This window comes from Lactococcus sp. DD01 (genome assembly GCF_001578715.1).
Taxonomy (GTDB): domain Bacteria; phylum Bacillota; class Bacilli; order Lactobacillales; family Streptococcaceae; genus Lactococcus; species Lactococcus petauri.
In genome coordinates, this window is record NZ_KQ968939.1 from 147,279 (window position 1) to 172,054 (window position 24,776).

Consider the following 24,776-nt stretch of genomic DNA (forward strand, 5'->3'; position numbering starts at 1 on the left):
CACAAAAATGGAGCATTAACCTCTATTTTCGGTGCTATACTTGTATTATGAACAATTCGGCAGAACACAAAATTGTAAGTCTCGGTGAACAAAAAGTGCTGAAATTGTTCGGCTTTTGTAAGTTGGAAGGCTTACTTAAGCCTTATGGTGTGGCGTGATCCCATAAATGGCGCTAGATAATTTTTTCATTAATTTTTATGTTGCGGCCTTGGAGTTTATGTACGTTCGATTCGTACAGTCGTAATGATTGGTTATGTCAGTGAGTGCCCATTGGTTTGAATCCTTAAATTATCTGACGTAGTAAGTGAGTAGTTAAGTATCGTTAGTAAGGTCGCACCTTACGACTTATCACGGAACATATCAAGGTTCGAATCCTTGACTTGCTATAGCAGGTACTTACAGGAGTGCCTGACTCTAGAAAATACTTATAAACACTATCCTGTTAAAGCTGTCAGAAATGGCAGCTTTTTATGTTGATGAAAGGAGGAAATCATGGCTCAAGCAAAATATAAAGAATGGCTGACAAAGGAAGGCTTAATTAAAATTGAAGGTTGGGCGCGTGATGGCCTCACTGATGAGCAGATATCCCATAACATGAATATTTCTCGCAAGACTTTGGCTGATTGGAAAAATAAATATGGTGACATAGGTGACACCCTAAAAAGGGGCAAAGAAGTTGTAGATCGACAAGTGGAAAATGCTCTATTAAAACGAGCTTTAGGCTATGAATATACTGAACGTACCGCAAAAGTAGTCCATCGAGATAAAGATTTAGTTTCTACAGAGAGGAGAGAATTCGAAAACCGGTATAAAATTGATCATCCTGATGCTGAACTCCAAGAAATTAAAGATGCAGCTGTTAAGGCAATTCCAACTACTGAGAGAATAATTATTTCAGAAATAGACAAAGAAGTTCCACCAGATACTACTGCAGCACTATTCTGGCTTAAGAATCGCAAACCTAAAGACTGGCGAGATAAGCGAGAAACTGAGTTATCTGGAAAAGATGGTGAAAAACTGACCATTGAGTTAAACATATGAGTAAAGTCAGAATTAATAGTGAAAGTGATGTAATAAGTAAACATAAGCCATTATTTGATAGGATTTCTGGAAATAATTCAAGCAATACTTTTGTTTTATCTGGTGGACGTTCAAGTTTTAAATCTTATGATATAAGTTTGGCATTAGTTGCGGATAAACTATACCACTATAAAAAATATAGAAAACAAGCAAATGCTATCGTATTCATGCAAAAGAAAGAAGAAATACGAGACGGAGCATTTAAACAAGTTATTTCTGTTATTTCAGATTTAGGATTAACTGAGCTGTTCAAGTTCAAGACTAGTCCATTTGAAATTGAATTTATCCCAGATGGTTCAGTGATTAAGTTTTATGGTCTGAATGGTCAACAAGGTAAGAAAGCAAATGCTATCGACAATATTTCTTGGATTTGGTTTGAAGAATGTGACCAGTTTGACAGTGCAGAAAGTATAAATGCAACTCTTGATACTGTCATGCGGCACAACATACCAGGAGAAGAAATTAAAGTTGTTTATGCATTCAACCCTCCAAGAAGTCGACACCATTGGATATTTGAATTTATAAAAACTCTTGATGCTCTGTGTATCCACACAACTTATCTTGATGATGATACAGATAAGAAAATATTATCTAAGCAGCAAATAGACCGTATTGAGAAGTTTATGGAAACTGACCCTTCTTGGTATTCGTGGAACTATCTGGGCATTGTGCCAACTGACATTGAAACGGACTTCCCAGACCTCATAAGACCAGACAATGAGCTTGAGCTTACGGAAAATGATTATGTGTTTATTGGTATTGACTCGGCTACCAAAGGTAAAGACGGAACGAGGGCTTGTGTGCTTGCGTATAACGCTGTAAGTCACAAAATAAAGCTAATTGGTTTCGAATCCTTTGATGATATCTGGGAGGACGGATATACGTCATATAAGGTCGGTACTGATATAGTCAACTTCGCAAGGTCCTTAAATGCAAATGCTGTTTATATCGACCCTGCTCACGGTCAACATATTATTGATGCAATGGTTAAACAAGCACCAGAAATATATACAGGGCGCGTGAACTTCGGTAACAAGACATCAGATAAAGCAAAAGGACGTGCAGAGTTGGCGACTAACAGGCGAGCTGAGATGTATGTAAATACAAGTGACCAGTTGAGGTCGAAACGTGTTGAAGCTTACTGTGATGTGTCAGAGCTTGAAAAGCAACTGAATGCTACTGAGTTAGAAGTTGATGCTAAGCAAATAAAAGTCATTCCAAAAGACATCATCAAGCAACGAATAGGCAAATCTCCAGACGAAGCTGATTCATTTGTATTGGCTATCCAAGCTATCTATGATCGTATGAAATTGTAGATGTTGAAATAAAACTTGTGTTTTACGGAAAGATGTTTTTATAACAAACCGCAGTGTTAAGCTATTCTTTCATTTTAAATCAGTTAGAAGTAGTAAAAACACTCTATTATGTCAATAAAATTAATATTATGAGAGGAATTTAATCGATGAAAAATGAAGAAAAACAAGAATTTAGTAGCGAATATTGTGATGACCTTTTAGTTGAGGTTCTTGAAAGCGGGAAACAGCTTGTACAGAGTATGGCAGATAATTCATTAATCTTTGAAGTGGGACAACTTGAATATATAACTCGCTTTGCAAACGTTATTTTAAAAGCAAAAGAGTATGCTCATCCATCTAGTATAGCAGTAGCGTGTAAAGATAAATAGCAAATATGTAGGGTGCTTAAATGTGATGATAAAGTGCGTGTATATCGCAGCCCTCATTATGTCTGTGTAGCCAAGAGGTAAGGCAAGGCTCTGCAAAAGCTTGATCGCTGGTTCGAATCCAGTCATGGACTTAAATAAATGGAGAAAATACAAAATGGCTAGAAAAACAATAAATTGTAAATACTGTAATGATAAAGGTTGTCATGGAGAATGTACAAATTACATCTTGGCCATGATGGACCATAATGCAGGACGTGAAGAAATTGACCGATTGCTGAAGGAAATTCCTAAATTCAACTATATCCTCAGTGAAAAGATTAATGCTATTTTTGGAACTGATTTGGAGGTTGCACAAGGGTCAAAACCAGTTGCGGATAAAACTAATGAATTTGAACAGTTCCTGTACAGTGCTAATGCGAATGGCAATACCAATCTTTATGAAATTAAAAAGGCGCTTAAAGAGAAGGAAATATTCGGAGAAGGATATCTTTTCTTTGATACTGAGAATGTATATGCCCTTTCTGAGTCAGAAATTAGTGCTTTCCAAGAAGCAGAGGAAGATCCAATCATTGACAATATTTTGTATTACACAGTTGGTGATGTCGCAGTACCTGAAGAGCTTGAGTTTCCAGATAATGGTTTTATCAAACAGGAGGCAGGCTATATCATTGCTCCTAGTAACTTGATTAAGTTTAAGTCAGATACTTACGCTTTAAACTCGGACTTGAAACAGCTGCAAATCCTTCTGGAAATCAATCGAAAAATATTCGAAAGTACAACTCGCAGGGACTATGGAGATTTATATTTCTTTACTTCAGAACCTAAAGGCGGTCTTGTATCTGCAGTTGCTAATGTTGCCAATCGTATTAAGAATACAGCGAATGAAACCATCAAAAAGATGCGTCAACGTATAGCTGACTCGATTAAAGAAAATAAAGTAGATGATTCAAACGTGGTTGTTTTTGATGAAACATATAAAGATATGAAACAGGCACAGCCAATCACGAAGGTCACTGATTACAAATTTATCTGGGATAAACAAGACAATATTGTTTCCTCAGTGCTTAACTTTCCCATGCTACTTGCAGGTCTTGGAGATGAAGCTGGTAATGTCAGCAAGGAAGCTTTGCTTAAAGAAGCAAGGGCCAATACTTTAACACCAATCAAAGCAGACACAGCAAATTCATTAAGTAAGATTGCTAAAAAGCTATTTGGAGAAGAATATTATTTAAGATTCCAAGACTACAGCGAAGTTAATGCTGACTTTGAAGAGACACCGAAAGAAGTAACTACTCAAACAGAAAACTAAATACATGACCTGCCAAAAGTCACGAAACTGGGTGAAAGGAGATTTATGTTTGTTCTAAAAACAAAAACTGGTTATGCAATTCCAATCGTGGAGTTTGATAAGGTTCAGAAAAAGAATCTTGAAAGCATTAAGTTTTATAAAAAAATCATAAAGGATTTTGACAAACTTACTGCTTACTACCCAGAGGTGCTTTTCAAAAATGTATCACGTCTTAACTCTGACGGAACAATGGATATTATCATTGACTCTGGTGTTGCAAACGAAATTCACACAGGGTTCTTGCCTAAACGTTATTACAAAGCTCTTCGTGTGAAAAAAGATAAAGGGCTTCTCGGCTTCCAGAAATGGAGCTATATAGATATGATTCAAGTTCCAGAGAAAGATATTATTGCTGATTTCACACAATCGCAAAGTATCGCTGAGATTGAAGAAATCTTAGAAGCTATCACAAAGAAAGGAGTCAAATACTTTGACTAAATACTTAAAAGCCGTACTCCATGCTAATGGAGAAACACAGGAGTTTGCTACTCCAGAAGATGCTAAACGTTTCCGTGCTGCATTTGATGCAACATACTTTAAGTCTGCTGACGGTGCTACTGAATACGGAGTGACTGCGCGTGCCTCTGCATTTGCTGTGCTTACTGTTGATACAACAGCCACACCGCTTGCTGACAAGCCAAACTGCGATAACTATGGTAATAATTGCCCTTCTTGTCCTCCTGCTCCCACAAAGGGCGGAGATGTCACAGTGAAGTACGTTGATGAAGCTGCACCAGCTGTTGAAATCGCAACAGGCGTTGTATTCTCAGGTAACGTTGGTGATCTTTACACATCAGAACAAAAAACTATTGATGGTTATACCTTCAAAGAAGTTCAAGGTTCAGCAGGTGGAACAATCACTGAAGCTGCACAAACTGTAACTTACGTTTATACAAAAGATGCGGGGGAATGATATGGCTTCCAAAAAACCTACTATTGACGAAATGAAGAAGCAGCTTGATGAACTCGGGATTGATTATAGTGCGGCTGAAAAGCGCGAGGACTATGTTGAACTCATGAACCAAATCGAAGTTGCAGAAGAAAATATTGAAGAAGTAGAAACACAAGAAACTACTGATCATGAAGAAGTTTCCAAGCCAGTTGGAGTTCTTGGTAAAGTTCAGGCAGCTAAAAAAGTCGAGATTGAACGTACTGTAACGAAAAAGACCAGTGACACCGATTATCTTATTGGCCGTGACTATGATGAACTGACTGCTGGGGAGCGTTTGATTATCAAAGAAAAATCACCAGAATATGAAAGTAAAGAAGCGGGGGTTAAAGTCCACGTTGATGCTCGCTTGGTTCAGAATTGGCAAATCGTTAAGCTCCACGATCAAAGTTTCTCTAAATTACTCAAAGGAGAAATTTATACCTTGAGTCAAGAGGACTATGAAGTTCTTAAAGACGTAAAAGTGAAGATTAAAGTATCAGGCACGTGCTGTGGTAATGCAGTATATGATGAAGTTCTACTCTTGGAGGTTCTGAATGGCTAATTTGCGACTTGCGGGAGTTGTTGGTTTTGAGATAACTGCTGATAATATCGCAGACTTTTTGCAAAAAAACACTGATGAAGAAATTACTATCTTTTTAAACTCTCCTGGGGGATTTGTTACTGAAGGAATTGAAATTTATAATTTACTCCGTTCATCTGGACGAAAGATTACCACTGTGCTAACAAGTCTTGCTGCTAGTATGGGTTCGATTATTTTCCTTGCAGGAGATAAACGTATTGCTATGGCAGGGACTATGTATATGGTTCATAAACCAGAAGGACTTGTTTGGGGAAATGCAGATGAGATGCGTAAAGAAATTGAAGTTCTTGATGTTATGCAAAAGAGTCTAGAAGATATTTATAAAGAACGTACAGGTATTCAAAATATTTCAGAATATGTAAATGAGTCCACATGGTGGGATACTTCCACTATGAAAGAGTTGGGTATTTCAAATTCTGAGGAAATAATTACATTTGAAAATATTGAAAATAAAAATAGCTCGCTGAGCTTAGAAATGGAAGAAGATATGGCAATTACCGAAGAAATGAAAGCCAAAATGGCTAAGTTAGAGGCTGAAAATGCTGCTCTTAAAGAACAGCAAGAAGAAGCTGAATTTAAGGAACGAATGGCTGCACTTGAAGCAAGTAACGCTCAAATGCGAGCTGAAGTTTCACAATCTGAAAAAGATGAGAGTGATGATTCAGAGAAAACTTCTGTTAACTCTGATAAAGAAGATGTTTCTAAAGACGATACAACTGGATCAGATACAGATTCTGATAAGGATGAGGATGATTCAAAAGAAAACGATTCTCATAAAGATGATGATTCGGAATCTCGTGAAACGACTGCTAAAGCAAAGGTTATTGATACTCGTAAAGCGGTAGCTTCAAACAAAAATCAAAATAAAATCCCTGCATTTATGCAGACGGAAAGTAAATATTAAGGAGAATTACATTGAAACCAATTCAAATTTTTAACAACATTGAACAACGAAATGGTGCAACTCTTGTTAAATCAGATGTCAAAGCATTGTCTATTGATAACTTGATTGTAGGTGGGAAACTTGGTAACAACCTTGCACAAGCATTATTTACATCTATTATCGAATCTGATGTAGGCTTTGCTGCCTTGCTCAATACTCCACTTTCAAAACAATTGAAAGCAATGCGTGATGCATCACTTGGTGGCGAAAATGTACCAATCTATGGCAAAAATGCTGACGGTGAGCGCACACTTCAAAACATTCCTAAAATGTCATTCTCAGCAATGACAGCAAATCCAGACGACTGTTGTGTTATTGCGGGTGACTTGCAAGTTTGTCAAGACGAAACAGTTCTAAAAGCAATCTGTATCGAAAAATGTGAAAAAGAACTTGATCGTATGATTGCATCTGTTTCTCATGCAAGTACAACATCAGCAGTATATGCGGCATACAAACAAATGCTTGTGGGTGCAGGTATTCCAAAATCATCACTCCCAACACTTGAAGAATTCGAGCAGTTGAGCTTGATTGGTCAGTTTATCACTTTGAATATGTTGACATTCATCAATGGTCTTCTTGAAGTGGAACAAAATGGAAATATCATTAAACGCTTCTCAGGTCTTGCACAAGTATTCGCAAATGCAGACGTACTTCCAATTTCTGGCGGTAGCGGTGTCTTGGCAGCATTTGACCAAGTATTATGCCGTATGAACATTATTGGTTCTGAATTCTTTGCTGGAGGTTTCCTATTAGCTTCACGTACAGCATTTACTGCTATCCAACGTGAAGTTGTTCCAAAACGTGACGGGAATTATCCTGCTGGTTGGACAGTTACAGACACAACTGAAACTGTTAACGGCTATTCAATGCCTAAGAAAAACTATTACTTCAATGGTCTACCTGTAATTGAATCTCGTCTTGTTTATATCGATCCAGAAACTTTAGATGGCGATATCTACCTTGTACCACCAACTGTTGGTGTGTTCTCTGGTGTACCACTTGATATGCCAGCACAATTCATCTTGGACCAATGGGAAGATGCAAAATCTCCATTCGTCCACTTTGATGAAACGTCAACATCTTATCCAGATTGCTGGACTTCTTGTGACCGCCTTACAAACTTTGGTGCAGTTGTATCAACTGAGGTTAATGCATTACTCAAGATTACAGGTATCTCATCTGGATGTGATGCAGAAACTTACCAAGGTATTGAAGGATTGATCAACATCAATTCTTACGCACCATATATTGCCTAGTATAGGGGGGTGCTATGAGTACACCTATGGATTTGTACGTGCAACAAGTCGAAGAATGCTGCAAATGTTTTGAATGTGCATCTGATGAACAGCGGGAAGAAGCTGTTCTTACTGCTCTTCATGATTGGGGTACTCTTACTTGTGGTAACTGGATAGATGAACATGATATTAACTTGCGCGTGCCTATTTCTGAGGAATGTGGCGGTTGCTGTCCTAATATCTTAAGAGTTAATCTTCCAGAAGCTTGGGTACAGCAGGAGACAATCAAAGTCAAGGTGCGTGCTTGGTTAGGGCTTGAAACTAAAGAAATCACAGTTGATTTTGTCTTTGATGAGTACACACATGATTTGATGATTGATTTATCAAATGCCATTGATTGTTGTAACCGTTGTAAGACATATGACGTGATTATTGATTATACAGTTGGAACAGACACAATTCCTAAAGAACTTTGTCGTTGGTTCTGCTCAATTGCTAAAGTCTATATGCAGTTGGAAGAAGTAGAGTGCGCTCAATGTGGTGCTGCTGATAGTGTGGCTATTGTGGAAACTGACGGAACTAAAGATTTGTCAGCAACTATTAAATATCTGGCTATCAAATATTTTCAAAATGTCATAGATGAATATTCTCTATGCCTATTAAAATCACTAAAAGATTGGACGGTTATAGCATGATTATTGAATATCTTGGCGAAAGCGAAGATGGACGAGTATGCAAACAATGTGGTGGTAAACCAGTAAATGTGCATACCACTCGAAAAAAGATATTTGGTCGGTTATGGGAAGTTGGAAAACCTCAGGAGGTTTCTCTTGAGGAATTCGACTTGTACATGGCTACTGGATTGTTTAAAAAGAACTAGAAAGGGCTATTATGGCTGAAAAAAAAGCAAAAGCTACTGAAACCGTAGCTCCTAAAAAGGGCAAAGCTAAAACTGGTTTGTCCTATGCTCAAAAACTAGAAGCGCGTGCTCAACGTGGTTCTATGACTCATCAAAAGCATTTGGCCGTTGCCAAAGCTAAGAAAACAGAATTGAAAGGAGAGTAAAGTGGGAACATTACTCGAAAATTGTAGAGCCAATTTCAAATCATGTCCGATTGGTAAAATCCAGACTGATTCCATTGCTTACTTTTTTAAATTACGTGATGTAAATCGCTGTAATATCTTTGGGTTTAGAAATTCAGAAGCTACAAATGCTGACATTCTATATTCATATAACTATGCTGACAAGCCAGATGAAAAGATTTGTGGGCTTGATAAGTGTGACATGACAGGAACTTTATTTGTTACTCCAGCTACTGCAGGGGAAGGAGAAGACCCTATTGTAAGTACTGTAACAACAGAAATCAAAGCAGATGCTGAAAAGTTCCAGTTTGGTTATAAACGATTGTTTATCTTTGGTTCTAAAGGCGATACATTTGGTGTATCTGTATCAAATATGACTGGTACAGGTTCAAATGACTATGTTCTTACACTTACTGAAGATGGTTGGAATCCTTTTGTATTGGAACTCTTTAATCCAGATGAAGTTACTGCTGGCGGATGGATTGCAGACAATAACTCAATCAAGTTGATTGTTAAACCACATCAACAAGAACCATTCCGTTTATCAACTGTTGAATTGTTTGAAGATATCTATGATTTGGTACACGACCAAACAATTGGATTTAACTGTATTTCTGACTTCTCAGGAGATCCAGCTCTTACAATCACAGAAGATTTATGTGATATCCCTTCTTATGATGAAACAGCTACAACAATGGAACGTTCATTGACAGCAACTAACATCATTGGGGAATTGGCAGACTTCCACAATACAACAAGACGTCAAAAGATTTCAGAACATCTTGTACAAACTCGCGATAAATTTAAGGCCGTTATTGAAACATTAAACGGTGTTGAATATGCAGTATTTACAATTCCAGAAATGGCTGATATCAAGTGTCCACGCTTGCTCGTTCAACCTCAAAACTGTGAATTTAATACACTCTATCATGTAGATATCGACAATGATTCTAATGCCTTTGAAATTCCAGAAGAGCAATTCTTCCGTAAAGGCAACAAGATTTATATGTCAAAAGCATATGATGGGACAGAAATTGTAGTAGCATATCCGATTTGGATTGAAGGTACTGGTTGGGATATCACCGCAGCAGACCTCAACAAACAACATTACCAAATGGAAATGGTAACACCTATCTGTGGAGATGAATACATCATCAAAGCAGATAATGTTATGCTTACAGCTTTGCCGTTAACATGGACCAATGCTGCTGGATCTTTCACTGTTGGTTACACAATGGCGAAAGACTCATACAGTCGCTTTGGACAAATTATCAAGATTGATCAACGTAAATAAATTTGAGCAACCGTAATGGTTGCCCTTATTTTGGGGGATAAAAGAATGAACGATTTAATTGAATTATTATCACAATTCCATAAAAATGCAGCTCCTTTTATCTCGGAGAATGAGGACGATAGCTTTTCGCTTATGGGTTCGTCTGACTATGCTACTGGCGAATGGTTTGATTATGGTGAGGGTCTAGGAAAATGTAAGCTTACAGCTAAAAATCACAGTGAAACGTTACTTACTTTGATGAATTTCATTGTTTTGATTGATGCATTAAGTGATGCTGAAGAACTTAGTTTTGATGATCCAGAAGTTATTGAATTTTTAGAAAAAGAATTTGAAGGAGTATTGAGTTGCTACTTCATGAAAGCTGTTAAGTACGATAATGAGGTTGCTTTTCAATTTCTAACTGATAATTTGCAGATTATAAACGAAGCTATTTATAACCTTACTGAAGATAAGAAGCCACCAAAACAGCTCAATTATCAAGAGCTACAAGATAGTCTTGAGGGCTCACAATTTAATGATCCATATATTGGCATTGCTTATGACATTGCCAAAAAGTTCCATATTAGGCCTTCTGAAATTATTGATGAATGGTCCACATCAGAATTAATCGTGATATTTGCAAAACTTAGCAATGACAGCACTTTGGAATCCTTCATTAGTTGGAAATATAGTCAGAAGAAAGCTCCAAAGCGTCCTAATCCTAAAAAGCAAGCTTTCTATTTCCAAGAAATTGAGGAAAAAGGAGGTGATAAAGATGGCTAATCCATTTGGTGGGAATGTTTTTGGTGCTATGTGGGAAGCTGTCGAGAAAAACACAGAAAAACGTGCTAAAGAATGTCAAGTGATAATGAAATCAGTAATTAATAAGAAAACAGGAGCTTTAGCTGATGCTGTAGATATTGAAAAAGTACGTGACGGAAATTATTTAGTAGGAATCAACGAAGGTAAGCTCATTAGTGATGAAAGGAATGCGGGTCATGTGAACTATGTTAAATATTACTACTATGGCTCACGTCCACACACCATACGTGCAAAGAACGGGAAGGCACTTCATTGGCGGCTTAATGGTAAAGACTATTATGCAAAATCCGTGAAGCACCCAGGAAACAAGCCTCATAACTTTATACAAGAAACTTTAGACAAAATGAAAAAATAAGGAGCAAAAAATGCAAAAATCTAAAAAAATTATTGAACTTGAAAAGAAATTAGCAAAAGAAAAAGCAAAAGAAGCTAAAGTTGCTGGTTTTAATTTAGTCGTCTTTGATGATACGGATGAATTGTCTGAAATTAAAGTAAAGCCTCGTGAGCTGACAGCTCAAAGTCAAACGGAAATTCTTGAAAGCTCACAGGAAATCTATTCAAATATTGATGAAATTGTTTCACTTGCTGAAAAACTTGAAGCAGGAGAAGGGACTAATGAAGATGCTTTTAAACTAATGTTTATCATTGATGAGCCATTAAAAACAATTTTATCTATTTTCTTTGATATTGACAGAGAAAAGATTGCAACATTACCGAATGCTGACTTACTTCTAGCAATTGTCGAAGGTAGCGAGTTCATGAAAATTCAAGATAAAACATCTAAAGTATCAAAAGAAATTGACTATATTTCAAAAAATAAATAGTTGCCTACTCATAGGATAGGAAAGGAGGTCGTATGGTTGCTTCAGGAGTTGGCCAGTTTTCAATCAATGTAAAAGATAATCTTGATGCATTTTACGGAAAATTAAGTAAAAGCTACAAAACAATGAAAGAGTTGACTGATAGAAAAAATCAGTTACAAATCGATAGTAAGCAACTTGATCAACTCAGAGATAAAGGGCAACGTATTGCTGCTGAGATGAAAGAGCTTCGTCAGCAAAAAACAGAAATTAAACTCGGAATGCGCGAGGTTGATGATGCTGACAAGGAAATTGAAAATTTAAATAGGAGAATTGCCAGCCTCAATTCTCAAAAGTTGCAAGTTGAAGCAGATATCCAACCTATTCGTACAGCAAATGTTCAATTACATCAAGTAGAAAACGAAATACAAAGGATAAACTCTGAAAAAGTATCACCGGATTTTGGAGCAATGGCATCAGGGTTAGATGGTGTCTCCAATAAGATAATTGGAGTTACAAAGGCCCTTGCGGGTATAACTGTTGGGGGACTTGCAACAGGCGTTGGTGTAATGAAAGAAGCTGTCAGCGCTGCGAGCGATTTGGAGCAAAATACTGGTGGTGTTGAAAAGCTATTTGGAGATAAAGCAGCACAAACAGTAATAAATAATTCTAAAAAAGCTTATAAAACTGCTGGGGTCAGCATGAACCAGTATCTTGAAACATCAACAAGCTTTGCAGCAAGTTTGATTAAAGGTTTAAATGGAGACCAGGCAAAAGCTGCAGCGCTATCTGATAAAGCTATCACGGATATGTCTGACAACGCCAATATTTTTGGTACCGATATTGGTCAAATACAACATGCCTATCAAAACTTTGCCAAGGGTAATTTCACTATGCTAGATGAGTTGAAACTCGGATTTGGTGGAAGTCAAGAAGGTGCAATGGAGCTGGTTAATGCTTACGGCGGGCTGGATAAAAAAGTAACTGATATTAGCCAAGTCACAATGCCTGTGATGATTGATGCCATACACAATGCACAAAAAGAAATGCAAATATCGGGGACCACTGCCAAAGAAGCTGCAAAGACGTATGAAGGTTCTCTTAAAACAATGCAAGCAGCTTGGAAGAATTTTCTTGCGACTGGAGATACAACAGGACTAGCGGAATCAATCACAACTTATGCGACAAATTTAGACAAAAAACTTCAGGAATTGACACCTAAAATTATTGACGGTGTTCAAAAACTCGCTAAAGAATTACCCGAGAAATTAAAACCTATTCTTGAGAATTTAGCAAAAATTATCGCTGAAACGTTGGATTCTATTCTAGGTGAGGGCTTTACCCAGAATCTTGTAGATGGGATGAAGCCGTTCTTTGATTTCTTGAAATTTGTTTCGGATTCTTTATCTAAGTTGTCTGGAGATAAACCAGGGGATCTGTCTTGGATTGGAACTGCAATCCCAATGTTGTTAAAAACGGTTGTTGGATTAAAAGTCTTGAGCGCCGCAATGAAGGGTTTGGATTTTGCCAAGGGATTTGGTTTGAAAATTCCAAGTTTTAAGGGGTCGAAAGGCTTAGATGGGATTGCTGATTCTGCAAAGTCCATGAAAAAAGTTGGGGTTGAGGATCTAAAAAGCCTTGGCATGAAAATGCTGACTATTGCTGGAATTTCAGCAAATATTTATCTCGCTGCAAAGGCTCTTGAGGAAGTTCAAAATGTCGGCGATTTGGGTTCATTACAACCCAAAATGCTTGCTATTGCTGAAGCGGTTATGGGTATGGGCGTTTTAGTTGCTGCTGCAGGGTTTATCAACGAAAAAAAACCAGATCTTATAATTAGTGGTTTGGCAGCCGTGGCATTAATTGCGGGAGATATTTATCTGGCAGCATCGGCACTTGAAGAAGTTGACAATATCAACGGAGATTTTGGGGCAATACAAGCTAAGATTGGTCAAATTGCTTTATGTATCACTGAAATTGGACTTTTAGCAGGAGCAATTGGACTTGTAATGGATACAGGGATTGGGGCAGCAGCATTAGGTTCAGGCTTACTTGCGATACTTGGTATTGCCGGTACACTTTACCTGACAGGTCAAGCGATTTCGTCTATTGCTAATCTTGAGATAGACGCGGAAAGTATAAAAATAAATATCTCAGCAATTAAAACAGCTATTAATGAGATGAGCACACTAGCTTTTGAAGGTTCTGTTTTTGAAGCTTTGGGCGAAATGATAAATTCATTCTTACATCTCGGGATTGTTGCGGGTGTTGTCGGGATAGGCCACCAATTAGAAAATCTACAAGAACTTGAGCTAAATCCAGAGACAATCAATGATAATTTAGACTCTATCAAGGACGTAGTGATTCAGTTGAGCGAATTTGGTTTTGATAGCTCTGTATTTGAAAAATTTGGTGAATTACTTAATTCCTTTATGGATATGGGTATTATCAGTCACATTTTAAGTATAGGTAGAGAGCTTTCAAAACTGCAAGAATTGGAGTTGGATAAGAAAAAAGTAACAGATGCTATTGAGACCATAAAAGAAGTCATGAATTCAGTTACTGGTGGAGATGATGGGGGGCTGTTTAGCAAAATAGGACAACTCCTAGATGGAGCAACTGATTCTATAGATTTTGATTTAGCCAACGAAAAATTTAAAGCTATCAATGCTATCGGCACTACTTTGGAAGAACTTCAAAAAAAGAAACTCAATCAAGATGTAATTACTACAAATATTGACGTTATTAAGTCAGCAATTAATAGTATCTCGAACTTTGCAACAGATGATATTGTCAATAACTTAGGTGGTATGGCTGAAGCCTTAGCAACTATCACTGAAGAGATAACTAAAAATTATCCCCCAGAATATGCAGACCTTGGTAAACTTCTAGCAACTAAGATGAATGAAGGTTTCAAATCAAGCCTTAACTTCAAAAAAGCTGTTTCTGAGCGAATGAACGAGATTAATAAAGATATGGCGCGTGGTAAAGGTAGTGATCTTGCGACAGGTTTGAATAATGGTTTTGACTCAACACTAGACCTTGGTAAAAAAATCAAAAATCAAATAAATGATGCAATGAACCAAGATTATAAGACAAGTATTACTGTTGATGTAATTAAAAACGAAACAACGAAAAAAGGTAAAAAACCAGGGGACGGCAGTAATGCCCATGGAGGCTTAATGACTAACCCATACGGAACTGTTATCACAGACTCTCCAGAAAAACCTGTATTGGACAATGGAGAATATGTTATACCGAAAAAAATTGTTAAGGCTCTGGGAACTCCGTTCTTTGATAAGCTACGAAGTGGCCAAATTTCAAGAACGTTTGCAGGACTTGGTCAGAAAGTTTCTCATACAACTTCAAGTGTCGTAAACAATATCTACAACAATACAACTAATCAAAATATGAACGTCTACCCAGGACCACGTCAAGATGTCATGTTTATTGCAAATAGGAGAATTAGAGTATGAAGCGATTAGTCCAATTTAATGAGCTTGTATTTAACCATACAGCCTATATTGAATCAAATCCAGAAATACAGACAAGTTTTAAAAATTCAACCAGTACATTTGCTAATGCTCATGGAGATTATAGCCCTGAGCGTTGTGGTCCACGAAAAGTTACATCAAAGCAATTTGATTTAACGCTTATGATTGACAAGAAACGTTTTCCATGTGAGGACAGAGAAATTATCGAGCAGTTTGTACAAGATAATTTATATAAAGTAGGTCGCTTATGGGCTGTCCAAGGAGATGTCTTACTTTGGACATTAGCAAAGGCTTTGAATATTTCAGAAGGATATGAAGAAAAAAGAAACTTACTTAGTTTCAATGTTACATTCTACCTTCCAGAGGGTATCTGGCATCTTGCTGATGAAACCTCAACGTATATCAATGATTATCATCAATGTGACATAACACAGTGCTATGAATCGCTAGAACGCGACTTGTGTGGTTGCTGTCTTTGTAACATTGCGCTTGCTCCAGTTAAATTTTGCCCCCCTTGTAATGGGGAGCAGCTTTGCGAAATCCCTCGGAATAAATTATCTGAAGTAATTGGTAACTGTGGCAATGATAAAAAAATAAGCTATTCATGCTGCGACCAAAAGGAAACAGCGTTGGCTTATTCAGACTATGGTGAAACAACAGCATTCCTTCAGTTTGAGGGTAAAACCCTTTATGAAACTGATGATGTAGTTTTAGAAATTTGTGGAACATTCACAAATTTAACTATTGACTGGAATGGCAGTAAGTCTGTAATTGAGGGGACTTACACAGGCGATACTATTATCAATGGTGGCATTGTAAAGAATAACTGTGACTACTTAGATATTGATAAGTTTCACAGTGTTTGTGTAAATACAGCAGACTGTACAGAGAGAGATTGTGGTTCAAATCATCCGAAAATCGGTGTTTATGGCTCAGAAGGTGGAATTGTTTTATGGACTGTTAAAAAGGGGACAAATAATATTATTCTATCTGGATTTAAAAGAAATGAAATTCAAACAATCAAAGTTTATGTAGGAGGTGTCGCATTATGACGATTAACATGCAAACAGTTATATCAAATATGCGAGCTTTAAAAGGTAAGGGTGTCACTTATTCTATGTCTGGAAGCAGAACAGGGGCAGACGGCACAGCCGATTGTTCCGGCGCTGTTTATGCATCACTTAATACAGCCGGTGCTAATTTGCCAATCGGAAACACTGACAGCTTATTTACTGACTTACCTAAATTGGGATTTTCTAAAGTATCAGCTCCTTTTAAGTATGGGGACATCTTTATCTTTGGTATTCAAGGACAATCAGGAGGAGCTGCAGGACATACAGGAGTATTTTTAGATGAGAAAAACATCATACATTGTAATTATGGCTCTAACGGGGTGTCTATTGATGATTTCAACGGTGTCAAAGCAAATAGCGGCAATCCACCGTTTACAATTTTTAGACTAAATGGGCAGGCTCCTACGCCTACGGAAGATGCATCTTCACAGGAAAACACCAAAGAGAATATGGATAATTCTGGTGAAATTGAGGAGTATAGCTATATTAGAGATAAATTATGCGTAAAAGGTTGGCACTTTGCAAGTGATCCTACCAAGTCAAACTCTGGTGATGATACAGGAGGTGACGGAGGCGGAAATACTGGCGGTACTGTGGACTGGAACAGTATGCAGTCGCGTGCGCAGTTCTTCATGAATATTTGTAGTGACCTTGGTATTTCTAAAAATGCTGCACTTGCACTTGCTGCTAATGCATATGCAGAAAGTCGCCTTGATCCATCTGCTTTAGAACCAATGGAATCAGGGGGAGCACAAGGTCACGGTTACCTTCAATGGTCTTATCAATATAACTGGGGGGATGTCCCTAACCATATGTCACGAAGCTATGCAGATGCTAAATATCAACTCGAATGGGCTAAAGCAAATCAATCTCAATGGATAGATGTCGGCTATGGGTCATGGGCGAATTTCTGGAAGGGAAGCGATTCACCAGAATTTCTAACAAATGCTTGGGTTGCAAGTTGGGAAAGGCCTGCTCAAATTGGTAACCGTTGGGCTACCTTCACAAGTGTTGTCAATGTTGATGCATTAACCTATGATAAATCAAGTATTTCCAAGACAAAAAGTGTCAAAGCATTTTCTGAAAGTGCAACTGAAATAATGGAAATTTTTGATGCAACGAATGATAAAAAACTTAAGACAGTGACTGTTGACTTGAAAAGTCGGAAGGATATCGCAAAAGATAATCCAAATGTTGAGGGTATTGAATGGTCAGGTATTGATTTATGCCTAAACTTTGAAAATATTAATCCCTTTTACATTCAGTTTGTCAGGATTAGAGCTGATGGAGTAAGAAAAGTATTAAATGTAACAGTATTATTTTTCCCGCATAGTTCTTCAAGAACTGATATTGGTCATGATTATTGTACGGATTATAAGTTTTTAATTGTTACTACGGATAAAAATGGAAAAAGTCAATTCGTTAGGAAAGTTATCGGAGGTCTTAATTGGACCTTAGGAGCCAATGAAATTCCTTCATGTTCTTTTACAGTACCAGTTTATGACGTTAATAAATTTGATGGTCATATGGATTGTAAAGTATTTATCTATGGAAAAATATTTGATGGAATAGTCAAAGAAATTACATTGAATAAAGGAAATGAAACGGCTGATATTCAGCTTGATCATAAAATTAGTGAATGGGATTATAGACAAATTCCAGATAATTATACTGTTAAAAATCAAACTTTCCCTGCAGTATTCTCGCAAAGTCCGTTCTTATATTCAACAGCCTGGTACATAGATTCGGATGCTGTCGCACACAAAGAAAAAATAAACTATGCTTTTAGTCGACAAGGTCACTTAGAGGCCCTAACAAAAGCTACATCATTGACTGATAGTCTTTGGTGGCGCGTGGGAACTAGGTATGACAGATATCTAGAGATTGGTGCATTTGGAGAAAAGAAAAAATATATCGTCTCAGAGTCTGGCCAAACTGAAAGACATTTAAAAATAATTGGGGCAGTTACCATTTCGAAGCAGTTTGATAGTGTCTATAATGTTGTTACTGTTTATGGCGAAAAGTCAGACAGCTCGCAAGCTAGTTTGACATTACGTGAAGCATATCTTGACCAACAGCAACAGGGCCATGATATTATCAAAGGCTTTCCTATCGTTATCCTTAATCCAACAGCTAATACTGAGCAAAAAAATTACTATACTAACATCACTAAAATAGCATCTAATAACTCTTTAGAGTATGCCATACTTGATGAATTTAGTATTAATTTGGAGCAAGGAAAGCTGATAGAAGAGACGGTAAGCATGAACGATGTCGCACCATTTGAAGAAAATGGAGAAAAAATAAGTGATGAGGAGCGTGCCAAACAATCCAGAATTGCTTATAACGTTGGTGTTAGAAGATTAAAGGCAGCAAGAAGAAAGGATGAGATTAGAGTTCCTATCGGAAAATTGCCGTGTGATTTGAACGTTCTTGATCGTATTTATTTTGACTACCATAATAGCATTGTTCTTTTTGATAAGTGCAGCAGATATTGTAAAAAAATTTATTCAGCTTCAGATGATTTCTATGTAACGAAAATTGAAACAAGCTTTGATGATAATTTGATGGAAACTAACGTTTTAACGCTAAGTAAGGAGTTGAGTCGAGATGGCAGTAACTATTGATAAAGCAATCGATATTTTAGTTAGTCGTCAAGATAAACAGGCGACTTTAGAAAGACAGCGACAGCTTCAGCGGAGGAATACAGTAACTGATAGCAAGTCAGATTTCAAAACTATGCTGAGGGGAACTGACAAATTATATACAGCTTTTAGAATAACTAATGACTTGCAATACATCATGAAGTATTCTTTCAATCTACATATACGTCCATTTGTGACTTCATTTAGTCAGACTGCGGTAACATCAAATACTTCATTGGCTATTTCAGATGGAAAGATAACGCCAAATCCACATAATCATAATGTGGCCATTGGAGTAGAAATATCAGAACATAACTTTGATACGTCAAGTCTAAGGATATCCATTCAAGATGTAGATATTACAGATGCACTCATTGCGGAGTATGGAGATGAAAATGGAAAAGTTATAAATGGATATGGTTACTTTCCAAGTCAAGACACAAATTTTGATGTTATGAGAATAATTGATTATCTACCTACTTGGCAACAGTCCGTATTATTATCGCCCGGATTAAAGGAAATTCAAATTTCACAAGATGCAGATTCACTTTGTGAGTGTGAAATCAGCTATTACATTAAATATAATCACGTGGATCGTGGGGGGACAGAGTAGTGAAAAAAGATTTGTCAAAATTAGAAGCACATCTAGAAAGAAGTCCAACAGATGCGCAAGGAGTTATTTCTCTTCTAAAAGCTCAAAGTCATAATTTCGAATATGATTTTAATCTTAATATAAAGAGAAAACGCGAAAAAATGAACAGTATCAAAAGAATGGAGAAAAAACATGACAGCAATTAATTATTTAGCACAAACTGGGTCACTGGAAGACCTTATTTGGTCAATTATGAATGATGCAGAAACAGAAGCTCATGCTGACCGTTTAATTAGTTCCATGAATCGTGATTTGAATGCCGAGGAAGACGAGCAAGCAAAAGATTTCATTATAGATGAAATAGAAGCTTTAAAATCATTTAAAGAAGAAGTTCGTGAGACACGTTATTCTAAAACTAAACTTGCTCTTAGTTTGGCTTCTGAGGTGGCTAAAAATAGTCAGCAAGATAAATACTCATGTATGTTCAAACATCAGCTCCTAAGCATGGCAGAAATGCGAGATGCAGCAGCTGCGATTACTTCTAATAAGTTTAAAGATTTTGCAAATAAAACTTATGAAAAAACAGCGAATAATGCTTCTGTTGCAATTGCTAAATTTCTAGGTTTAGAAGTAGAAAATTGTCTAGCGTGTTTGTTTGAAAAAAATAAAATTGAGAATGTGAAAGGGGATTTGAATGGAAATTGAAAAATGTGGACAGAGCGGTCCTAAGATTGTAGTTACACCAGAGGCCTATAACTGTTGTACTTTTCAGGAAGTAGAAACTTGGGATCCTTCTCTTCATGCTAAAACATGTGACACAATGTTTATTATGGCAGATGGTTCAGGGGGATATGTCTGGAACGGCGAAGAGTGGAAATTTATATCATTTACAGGTGGGACAGAACAACAAACATCGGATTGGGAGTCAACTACTGATCCAACACAGATATTGAATAAGCCGTTCAATTCTATTGGGGAAGGTTTAGACGTGTCAGAGGGAGAACTTACTTTATCTCAGCCGCAACTGGTATTGCATACGTCTGTAGATGAAACAGAAGATAAAGCAGTTACGCCTAAGGCTGTGCGAGAAGAACTGTACAGTAATAGTGAGAAAACACAGATTAACATCGGATCTAATTCAGTGTCTACAGGTACGAACACTGTTGCAATTGGTAATAGTGCTATAGCATTTGGTGATCATTCGACCGCAGTTGGTAATGATGTTAAAGCATTTGGTGATTATTCGACTGCGATTGGATATAACGGAACGTCAGAAGGCCGATATGCAACGGCCATTGGTATGGTTTCTAGCGCTCAAGCATTAAATGCCACAGCGATAGGTACACAAAGTAGTGTCCCCCAAAATGCAAGTTTTAGTATTGCTTTGGGATCAAATTCTAACGTTTCAAGTGGTCGTGCTTGGACAGTGTCGGTAGGTGCTAATGGGGAATTGACAGATAAGAAAGTTGTAGAGGAGTATGGAACAGTTAATTACCGTTTCATCGAAAACGTGAAAGATCCTGAGATGCCTCAAGATGCGGCTACAAAAAATTATGTAGATAGTGGTTTTGCTAGAAAGTCGATTTTTAGAGATATTGCCCCTTATACCACAACTTTTAGTGATACAGACGGTGAACTTAGTATTAGGGCTCGCATAGAAACTAAAGACTCAAAAAATGCTGTAATGAATCTAATGGTTGATTTTACAATAGGATCTACTCCATTAGATGGTCAGAAAGTCGTTGATTTAAAGACAATTATTCCTGAGATGAGTCGCTATGGGGGATTTGTTACTTCAGATACAGCTATTATTCCAGTGGAGTCAGGTCTTATGGCCTATACCTTCAAAATTGAATTGGATGGGACATTGACTATTGCCCCACTGCAAGGTAGTGAGGGGCAAGAAGGTGATGCTGGTAATTGGAAAATCTTTGGGGTGATGTTAAATGAAAACGTGGAACAGGAGTGATTATGAAAAATATTATTATACAAACAGGGAAATCTGTGTATAATATTTTTACATTTGGAAGTCAATTAAAAGAAGTTCAGATTAATGTGAAAAAATTAGAATTTTTGCATGCAATCGAGAATAGTTACTCTCTTGAAATTGTATCGATGATTTATGATGATTATAAAAATCTTGGGGGAAATACTTATATAGATACGCTTTATGAAAAATATAAATTGAAAAAGGAAAGAGAGGCAGAGTATGGCATGTAGTACTTGTGGAACTTCTGGAGGTTCAAGCGGCGGTTCTTGTTGTAAACTAAAAGCGATGGATGTAGATACACCATTGGATAATATTGCAAATGGGGATAAGAATTTTTGCTTTTCTGAGATAACAGATCAAATTTGTGAAAGTTTAGCAAATGATGAGGGGATTCACCCTTCAGCAACAAATCAAAATAGTGATTGTGATGATTTATCATCTCTTAACGATTTAGCAACTGGATCGCTGCATAATGCGCTCATGACATTAAATATGTGTGATGTTGATGCATACAAATGTTGGTTGGACAGTTTGTTAAGCTGGCAGTGGAATGTTGATAAAGCTATTATCTGTGCTATCTGCGGGATTTGGGAAAAAATTCATTGCCTTGATGAAAAAGAAAAATATCTACAATGTCAAATTGACAAAATAAAAGATATATTATTAAGTCTTGTTTATGGGAATGTTGATACAAAAGGTTCTTACGTAGTTCAGCAAGAAACCCCTAATTTATCAGTTGTGGTAAATAAAGATGGTTCATTTAGATATGAGTGGTCTGACTGGAATACAGCTCCAAACCCTTGGCAAGAGCTTGGTCATGGTGTGCTTACTGGTAAAGTAAACTTCACTATGGCGGTAAATAAAGATGGTGGTCTTGATTACCACATTACTAGTATCCATATTGGAACTATTACATACACAACGAAAAATGCAGGATGGACGGGTTCTGAGCCACGTTACTATATTCTAGTTCCCGCGGACGGAACGCAACGCTGGACACGAAGTGGAACTGTTAATAGTTCTTGGTCAGTCAATGTGAATGAGAATTATCCATTTGATCATAAAGGAACTATCACCCCTAATCAGGAAAGTGAAATAATTGCATTTATGACATGGGGAGCTGATTGGTCAGTAGATGATAAAGTGAAACTTCAATTTAAATTTATTAACAATAATGATACTATTGATTTAGATTGTCCAGCTCCAGATTGTAAAGTGTTTTAAAAGAAAGTGAGAAGTAATGCCTTATACAATAAAACAACAAATCCGAACTGATACACCTCAGGTCGGTTATGCACCCTATCGGCAAGTACATGCCCATTCGACAGGTAATTCTGGAAGTACTGCTCAGAATGAAGCAGACTATATGAGCCGTAAGGACCTCAACACAGGATTTTATACCCATGTGGTGGGAAATGGGCAAGTTATTCAAGTTGCTCCAGTAAATCGTGGAGCGTGGGACGTAGGTGCATAGATAGTTGATTTTTCATTTATTCCAAGTTATTATTTCAATAGGAACGATAGGTTTTTATTGGAGGTTATGATGAGAGAAGTATTTAAACCATTGATTTATAAAAATTCTGTTTTAAGCGGATATGAAATTTCTAATTTTGGAAATGTAAAAAGCCTTGAGAGAGAAATCTCTTTTGAAACAACTAATCAGACTGGAAAAAATTTTTTATAAAAGAATACAACCAGAAAAGATTTTAAAATCTAAAGAAGATAAAGGCGGATATTTAACTATAAATATTCCAATCGAAAGTGGGAAAATCAAAACTTTAAAAATTCATAGATTAGTTGCAGAAGCTTTTATACCAAAAAAAGAAAACAAATTCTATATCAACCATATTGATGAAAATAAGAAAAATAATCATGTTGATAACTTAGAATGGGTATCACAATCCGAGAATAACGCACACGGAACAAGATCAGAGAAATTTATCGCTATTAAAAAATATAGCCTTGACGGTAAATTGTTAGGGGTTTATCCAACACTAAGAGAAGCAGGACGGAGTGTTGAAAGACCTAATGGGAAAACTGGAGAGGGTAACAGGAAATCAATAAAAAAATGTTGCGATGGAGAACTTGAGCAATCAATGGGTTACAAATGGAAATATTCTAAAAGTACACCGCAAGGATAGGAAACTTCCTTGTGCTAAAATCATAAATTGCTTTGAAGAAGCTTAGAGCCTATTTACCACAATAGCGGAGAAATTACGCTATGATGGTTTAACAAGTAATAGGATTGCTTTGTTTAGCAGCACTACCGCTAAGTCCTAGGATATGCGGAATGTTCAACGACTAGGGGATTGCCTCCCACGTAGGCTTTAAGTAAAGTCGAAAGAAGAACTTCCTAAGTTAAGTTATTTGATACGGAAGAAAGAAATAGTCTGGTCACGCCTTGTAATGAGGGTGCTGTGAATAACATAGAGCTAGATTAACGACCTAGTGAAACAAAACGGCGGTTATAACTATGAAACTTATGCAGCAGTGGAACTGATTGAAAGTCACGGTTCAAAAGAGGAATTCATGAGAGATTATAAAATCTACTGTGAGCTTCTTTATGATTTGGCCAAGCAAGCAGGAATTCCAACCACACTTGATACTGGAGATTTAGCAGGTATCAAAACACACAATTATTGCACACATAACCAACCTAACAACGGTTCGGACCACGTGGACCCGATTCCTTATTTAACAAAGTGGGGGATCACACAACAGCAATTTGCGAATGATATTGCGAATTGTAAAGGGAATGCATCATCTAGTGGTGATGCAAGTAATGGAAACTCAGGAAATAACAAAGGAGACGAAGAAGAAATGATGTTATTTAAAATTGTAGACACAACAGGCGCACACAAAGGTAAATGGTTCATCTCAAATGGAACACATTTGCGTTATATCCGTACACCTCGTATGCTTGCGAGTTATCAAAATCAATATGCAAAAATGAATTTGAAAACTGACAGTATTTACAGCTCAGAACTGTTCGGTAAAAAAGGCGAATTCGATGAGAAGAATGTAATCTGGTAAAAATATAATGTCCGGTCCATTGATGTGCACCCCAAAAGTTAAACTTTTTTAGCTAAGATTAATTTCTTAGCTTTTTTATTATCGTTGTGAATATAAAAGGGGTCGAATTTGACTACTTTAGAAATTGAACAAGTAATAAAAACTTACTC

The 24,776-nt window shown here is 37.0% G+C and carries 27 protein-coding genes, 1 tRNA gene and 2 pseudogenes; all 30 read left to right on the forward strand.

The genetic code is table 11. The features are described 5' to 3' along the window. Window positions 1-492: 492 nt before the first annotated feature. Entirely contained in the window at window positions 493-1,041 is a 549-nt protein-coding gene (locus LACDD01_RS00785; RefSeq protein WP_082779242.1) for a hypothetical protein, read from the forward strand. Next, on the forward strand, window positions 1,038-2,396 hold the full coding sequence (locus tag LACDD01_RS00790; protein ID WP_061412696.1) for a PBSX family phage terminase large subunit: 1,359 nt from the start codon (window positions 1,038-1,040) through the stop codon (window positions 2,394-2,396). Before LACDD01_RS00785 ends, LACDD01_RS00790 begins: the two co-directional genes overlap by 4 nt. 146 nt (window positions 2,397-2,542) lie before the next feature. Further along, window positions 2,543-2,764: a hypothetical protein gene (locus LACDD01_RS00795; protein WP_061412699.1), complete on the forward strand. Its 222-nt coding sequence runs from the start codon at window positions 2,543-2,545 to the stop codon at window positions 2,762-2,764. Between the two features lie 60 nt (window positions 2,765-2,824). After that, window positions 2,825-2,895 (forward strand) — tRNA-Cys (locus LACDD01_RS00800). Window positions 2,896-2,918: 23 nt separating this feature from the next. Then, window positions 2,919-4,073, forward strand: coding sequence for a hypothetical protein (locus LACDD01_RS00805; RefSeq protein WP_061412702.1), 1,155 nt, complete (start codon window positions 2,919-2,921; stop codon window positions 4,071-4,073). Window positions 4,074-4,118: 45 nt separating this feature from the next. After that, window positions 4,119-4,550: a hypothetical protein gene (locus LACDD01_RS00810; RefSeq protein WP_061412705.1), complete on the forward strand. Its 432-nt coding sequence runs from the start codon at window positions 4,119-4,121 to the stop codon at window positions 4,548-4,550. After that, window positions 4,543-5,025: a MucBP domain-containing protein gene (locus LACDD01_RS00815; RefSeq protein ID WP_061412708.1), complete on the forward strand. Its 483-nt coding sequence runs from the start codon at window positions 4,543-4,545 to the stop codon at window positions 5,023-5,025. The genes LACDD01_RS00810 and LACDD01_RS00815 overlap by 8 nt, the downstream gene beginning before the upstream one ends. Window position 5,026: 1 nt before the next feature. Beyond that, a complete protein-coding gene (locus LACDD01_RS00820; protein ID WP_061412711.1) occupies window positions 5,027-5,605 on the forward strand; it encodes a hypothetical protein in 579 nt (192 codons plus the stop codon). Beyond that, the gene (locus LACDD01_RS00825) at window positions 5,598-6,548 is read left to right on the forward strand and encodes a Clp protease ClpP (protein WP_061412714.1); all 951 of its coding nucleotides are present in this window, start codon (window positions 5,598-5,600) and stop codon (window positions 6,546-6,548) included. The genes LACDD01_RS00820 and LACDD01_RS00825 overlap by 8 nt, the downstream gene beginning before the upstream one ends. 11 nt (window positions 6,549-6,559) lie before the next feature. Continuing rightward, window positions 6,560-7,843 carry a hypothetical protein gene (locus LACDD01_RS00830; protein ID WP_061412717.1) on the forward strand — a complete coding sequence of 428 codons (1,284 nt, stop codon included), beginning with the start codon at window positions 6,560-6,562 and terminating at the stop codon, window positions 7,841-7,843. A gap of 14 nt (window positions 7,844-7,857) precedes the next feature. Next, complete coding sequence (locus tag LACDD01_RS00835) at window positions 7,858-8,517, forward strand: hypothetical protein (RefSeq protein WP_061412720.1); 660 nt, start codon at window positions 7,858-7,860, stop codon at window positions 8,515-8,517. Further along, the gene (locus LACDD01_RS00840; RefSeq protein WP_061412723.1) at window positions 8,514-8,702 is read left to right on the forward strand and encodes a hypothetical protein; all 189 of its coding nucleotides are present in this window, start codon (window positions 8,514-8,516) and stop codon (window positions 8,700-8,702) included. The genes LACDD01_RS00835 and LACDD01_RS00840 overlap by 4 nt, the downstream gene beginning before the upstream one ends. A gap of 11 nt (window positions 8,703-8,713) precedes the next feature. Next, window positions 8,714-8,887, forward strand: coding sequence for a hypothetical protein (locus LACDD01_RS11765; protein WP_156468482.1), 174 nt, complete (start codon window positions 8,714-8,716; stop codon window positions 8,885-8,887). A gap of 1 nt (window position 8,888) precedes the next feature. Further along, the gene (locus LACDD01_RS00845) at window positions 8,889-10,199 is read left to right on the forward strand and encodes a hypothetical protein (RefSeq protein WP_061412726.1); all 1,311 of its coding nucleotides are present in this window, start codon (window positions 8,889-8,891) and stop codon (window positions 10,197-10,199) included. Between the two features lie 45 nt (window positions 10,200-10,244). Beyond that, window positions 10,245-10,961 carry a hypothetical protein gene (locus LACDD01_RS00850; protein ID WP_156468483.1) on the forward strand — a complete coding sequence of 239 codons (717 nt, stop codon included), beginning with the start codon at window positions 10,245-10,247 and terminating at the stop codon, window positions 10,959-10,961. Beyond that, window positions 10,954-11,355: a hypothetical protein gene (locus LACDD01_RS00855; RefSeq protein WP_061412730.1), complete on the forward strand. Its 402-nt coding sequence runs from the start codon at window positions 10,954-10,956 to the stop codon at window positions 11,353-11,355. Before LACDD01_RS00850 ends, LACDD01_RS00855 begins: the two co-directional genes overlap by 8 nt. A gap of 10 nt (window positions 11,356-11,365) precedes the next feature. Further along, window positions 11,366-11,824, forward strand: a complete 459-nt coding sequence (locus tag LACDD01_RS00860) for a hypothetical protein (RefSeq protein WP_061412733.1) — start codon at window positions 11,366-11,368, stop codon at window positions 11,822-11,824. Between the two features lie 32 nt (window positions 11,825-11,856). Continuing rightward, the gene (locus LACDD01_RS00865; protein WP_061412736.1) at window positions 11,857-15,276 is read left to right on the forward strand and encodes a phage tail family protein; all 3,420 of its coding nucleotides are present in this window, start codon (window positions 11,857-11,859) and stop codon (window positions 15,274-15,276) included. After that, a complete protein-coding gene (locus tag LACDD01_RS00870) occupies window positions 15,273-16,346 on the forward strand; it encodes a hypothetical protein (RefSeq protein WP_061412739.1) in 1,074 nt (357 codons plus the stop codon). The genes LACDD01_RS00865 and LACDD01_RS00870 overlap by 4 nt, the downstream gene beginning before the upstream one ends. Next, window positions 16,343-18,994 carry a phage tail tip lysozyme gene (locus tag LACDD01_RS00875; protein WP_061412742.1) on the forward strand — a complete coding sequence of 884 codons (2,652 nt, stop codon included), beginning with the start codon at window positions 16,343-16,345 and terminating at the stop codon, window positions 18,992-18,994. Before LACDD01_RS00870 ends, LACDD01_RS00875 begins: the two co-directional genes overlap by 4 nt. Continuing rightward, entirely contained in the window at window positions 18,978-19,625 is a 648-nt protein-coding gene (locus LACDD01_RS00880; protein WP_061412745.1) for a hypothetical protein, read from the forward strand. Before LACDD01_RS00875 ends, LACDD01_RS00880 begins: the two co-directional genes overlap by 17 nt. Next, a complete protein-coding gene (locus LACDD01_RS00885) occupies window positions 19,625-19,810 on the forward strand; it encodes a hypothetical protein (RefSeq protein ID WP_061412748.1) in 186 nt (61 codons plus the stop codon). Before LACDD01_RS00880 ends, LACDD01_RS00885 begins: the two co-directional genes overlap by 1 nt. After that, a complete protein-coding gene (locus LACDD01_RS00890; protein WP_061412751.1) occupies window positions 19,797-20,309 on the forward strand; it encodes a hypothetical protein in 513 nt (170 codons plus the stop codon). Before LACDD01_RS00885 ends, LACDD01_RS00890 begins: the two co-directional genes overlap by 14 nt. Further along, complete coding sequence (locus tag LACDD01_RS00895; RefSeq protein WP_061412754.1) at window positions 20,299-21,573, forward strand: hypothetical protein; 1,275 nt, start codon at window positions 20,299-20,301, stop codon at window positions 21,571-21,573. The genes LACDD01_RS00890 and LACDD01_RS00895 overlap by 11 nt, the downstream gene beginning before the upstream one ends. Before the next feature lie 2 nt (window positions 21,574-21,575). Beyond that, window positions 21,576-21,824 carry a hypothetical protein gene (locus LACDD01_RS00900; RefSeq protein ID WP_061412757.1) on the forward strand — a complete coding sequence of 83 codons (249 nt, stop codon included), beginning with the start codon at window positions 21,576-21,578 and terminating at the stop codon, window positions 21,822-21,824. Next, window positions 21,814-22,818: a hypothetical protein gene (locus LACDD01_RS00905; RefSeq protein WP_061412760.1), complete on the forward strand. Its 1,005-nt coding sequence runs from the start codon at window positions 21,814-21,816 to the stop codon at window positions 22,816-22,818. The genes LACDD01_RS00900 and LACDD01_RS00905 overlap by 11 nt, the downstream gene beginning before the upstream one ends. 16 nt (window positions 22,819-22,834) lie before the next feature. Beyond that, window positions 22,835-23,062 (forward strand): annotated as a pseudogene (locus LACDD01_RS00910) (hypothetical protein); the annotation flags it as partial. A gap of 75 nt (window positions 23,063-23,137) precedes the next feature. Beyond that, window positions 23,138-23,278: a hypothetical protein gene (locus LACDD01_RS11770; RefSeq protein WP_231863330.1), complete on the forward strand. Its 141-nt coding sequence runs from the start codon at window positions 23,138-23,140 to the stop codon at window positions 23,276-23,278. Next, a complete protein-coding gene (locus LACDD01_RS00915) occupies window positions 23,241-23,735 on the forward strand; it encodes an HNH endonuclease signature motif containing protein (RefSeq protein ID WP_061412763.1) in 495 nt (164 codons plus the stop codon). The genes LACDD01_RS11770 and LACDD01_RS00915 overlap by 38 nt, the downstream gene beginning before the upstream one ends. A gap of 319 nt (window positions 23,736-24,054) precedes the next feature. After that, window positions 24,055-24,627 (forward strand): annotated as a pseudogene (locus LACDD01_RS12600) (hypothetical protein); the annotation flags it as partial. Between the last annotated feature and the right edge of the window lie 149 nt (window positions 24,628-24,776).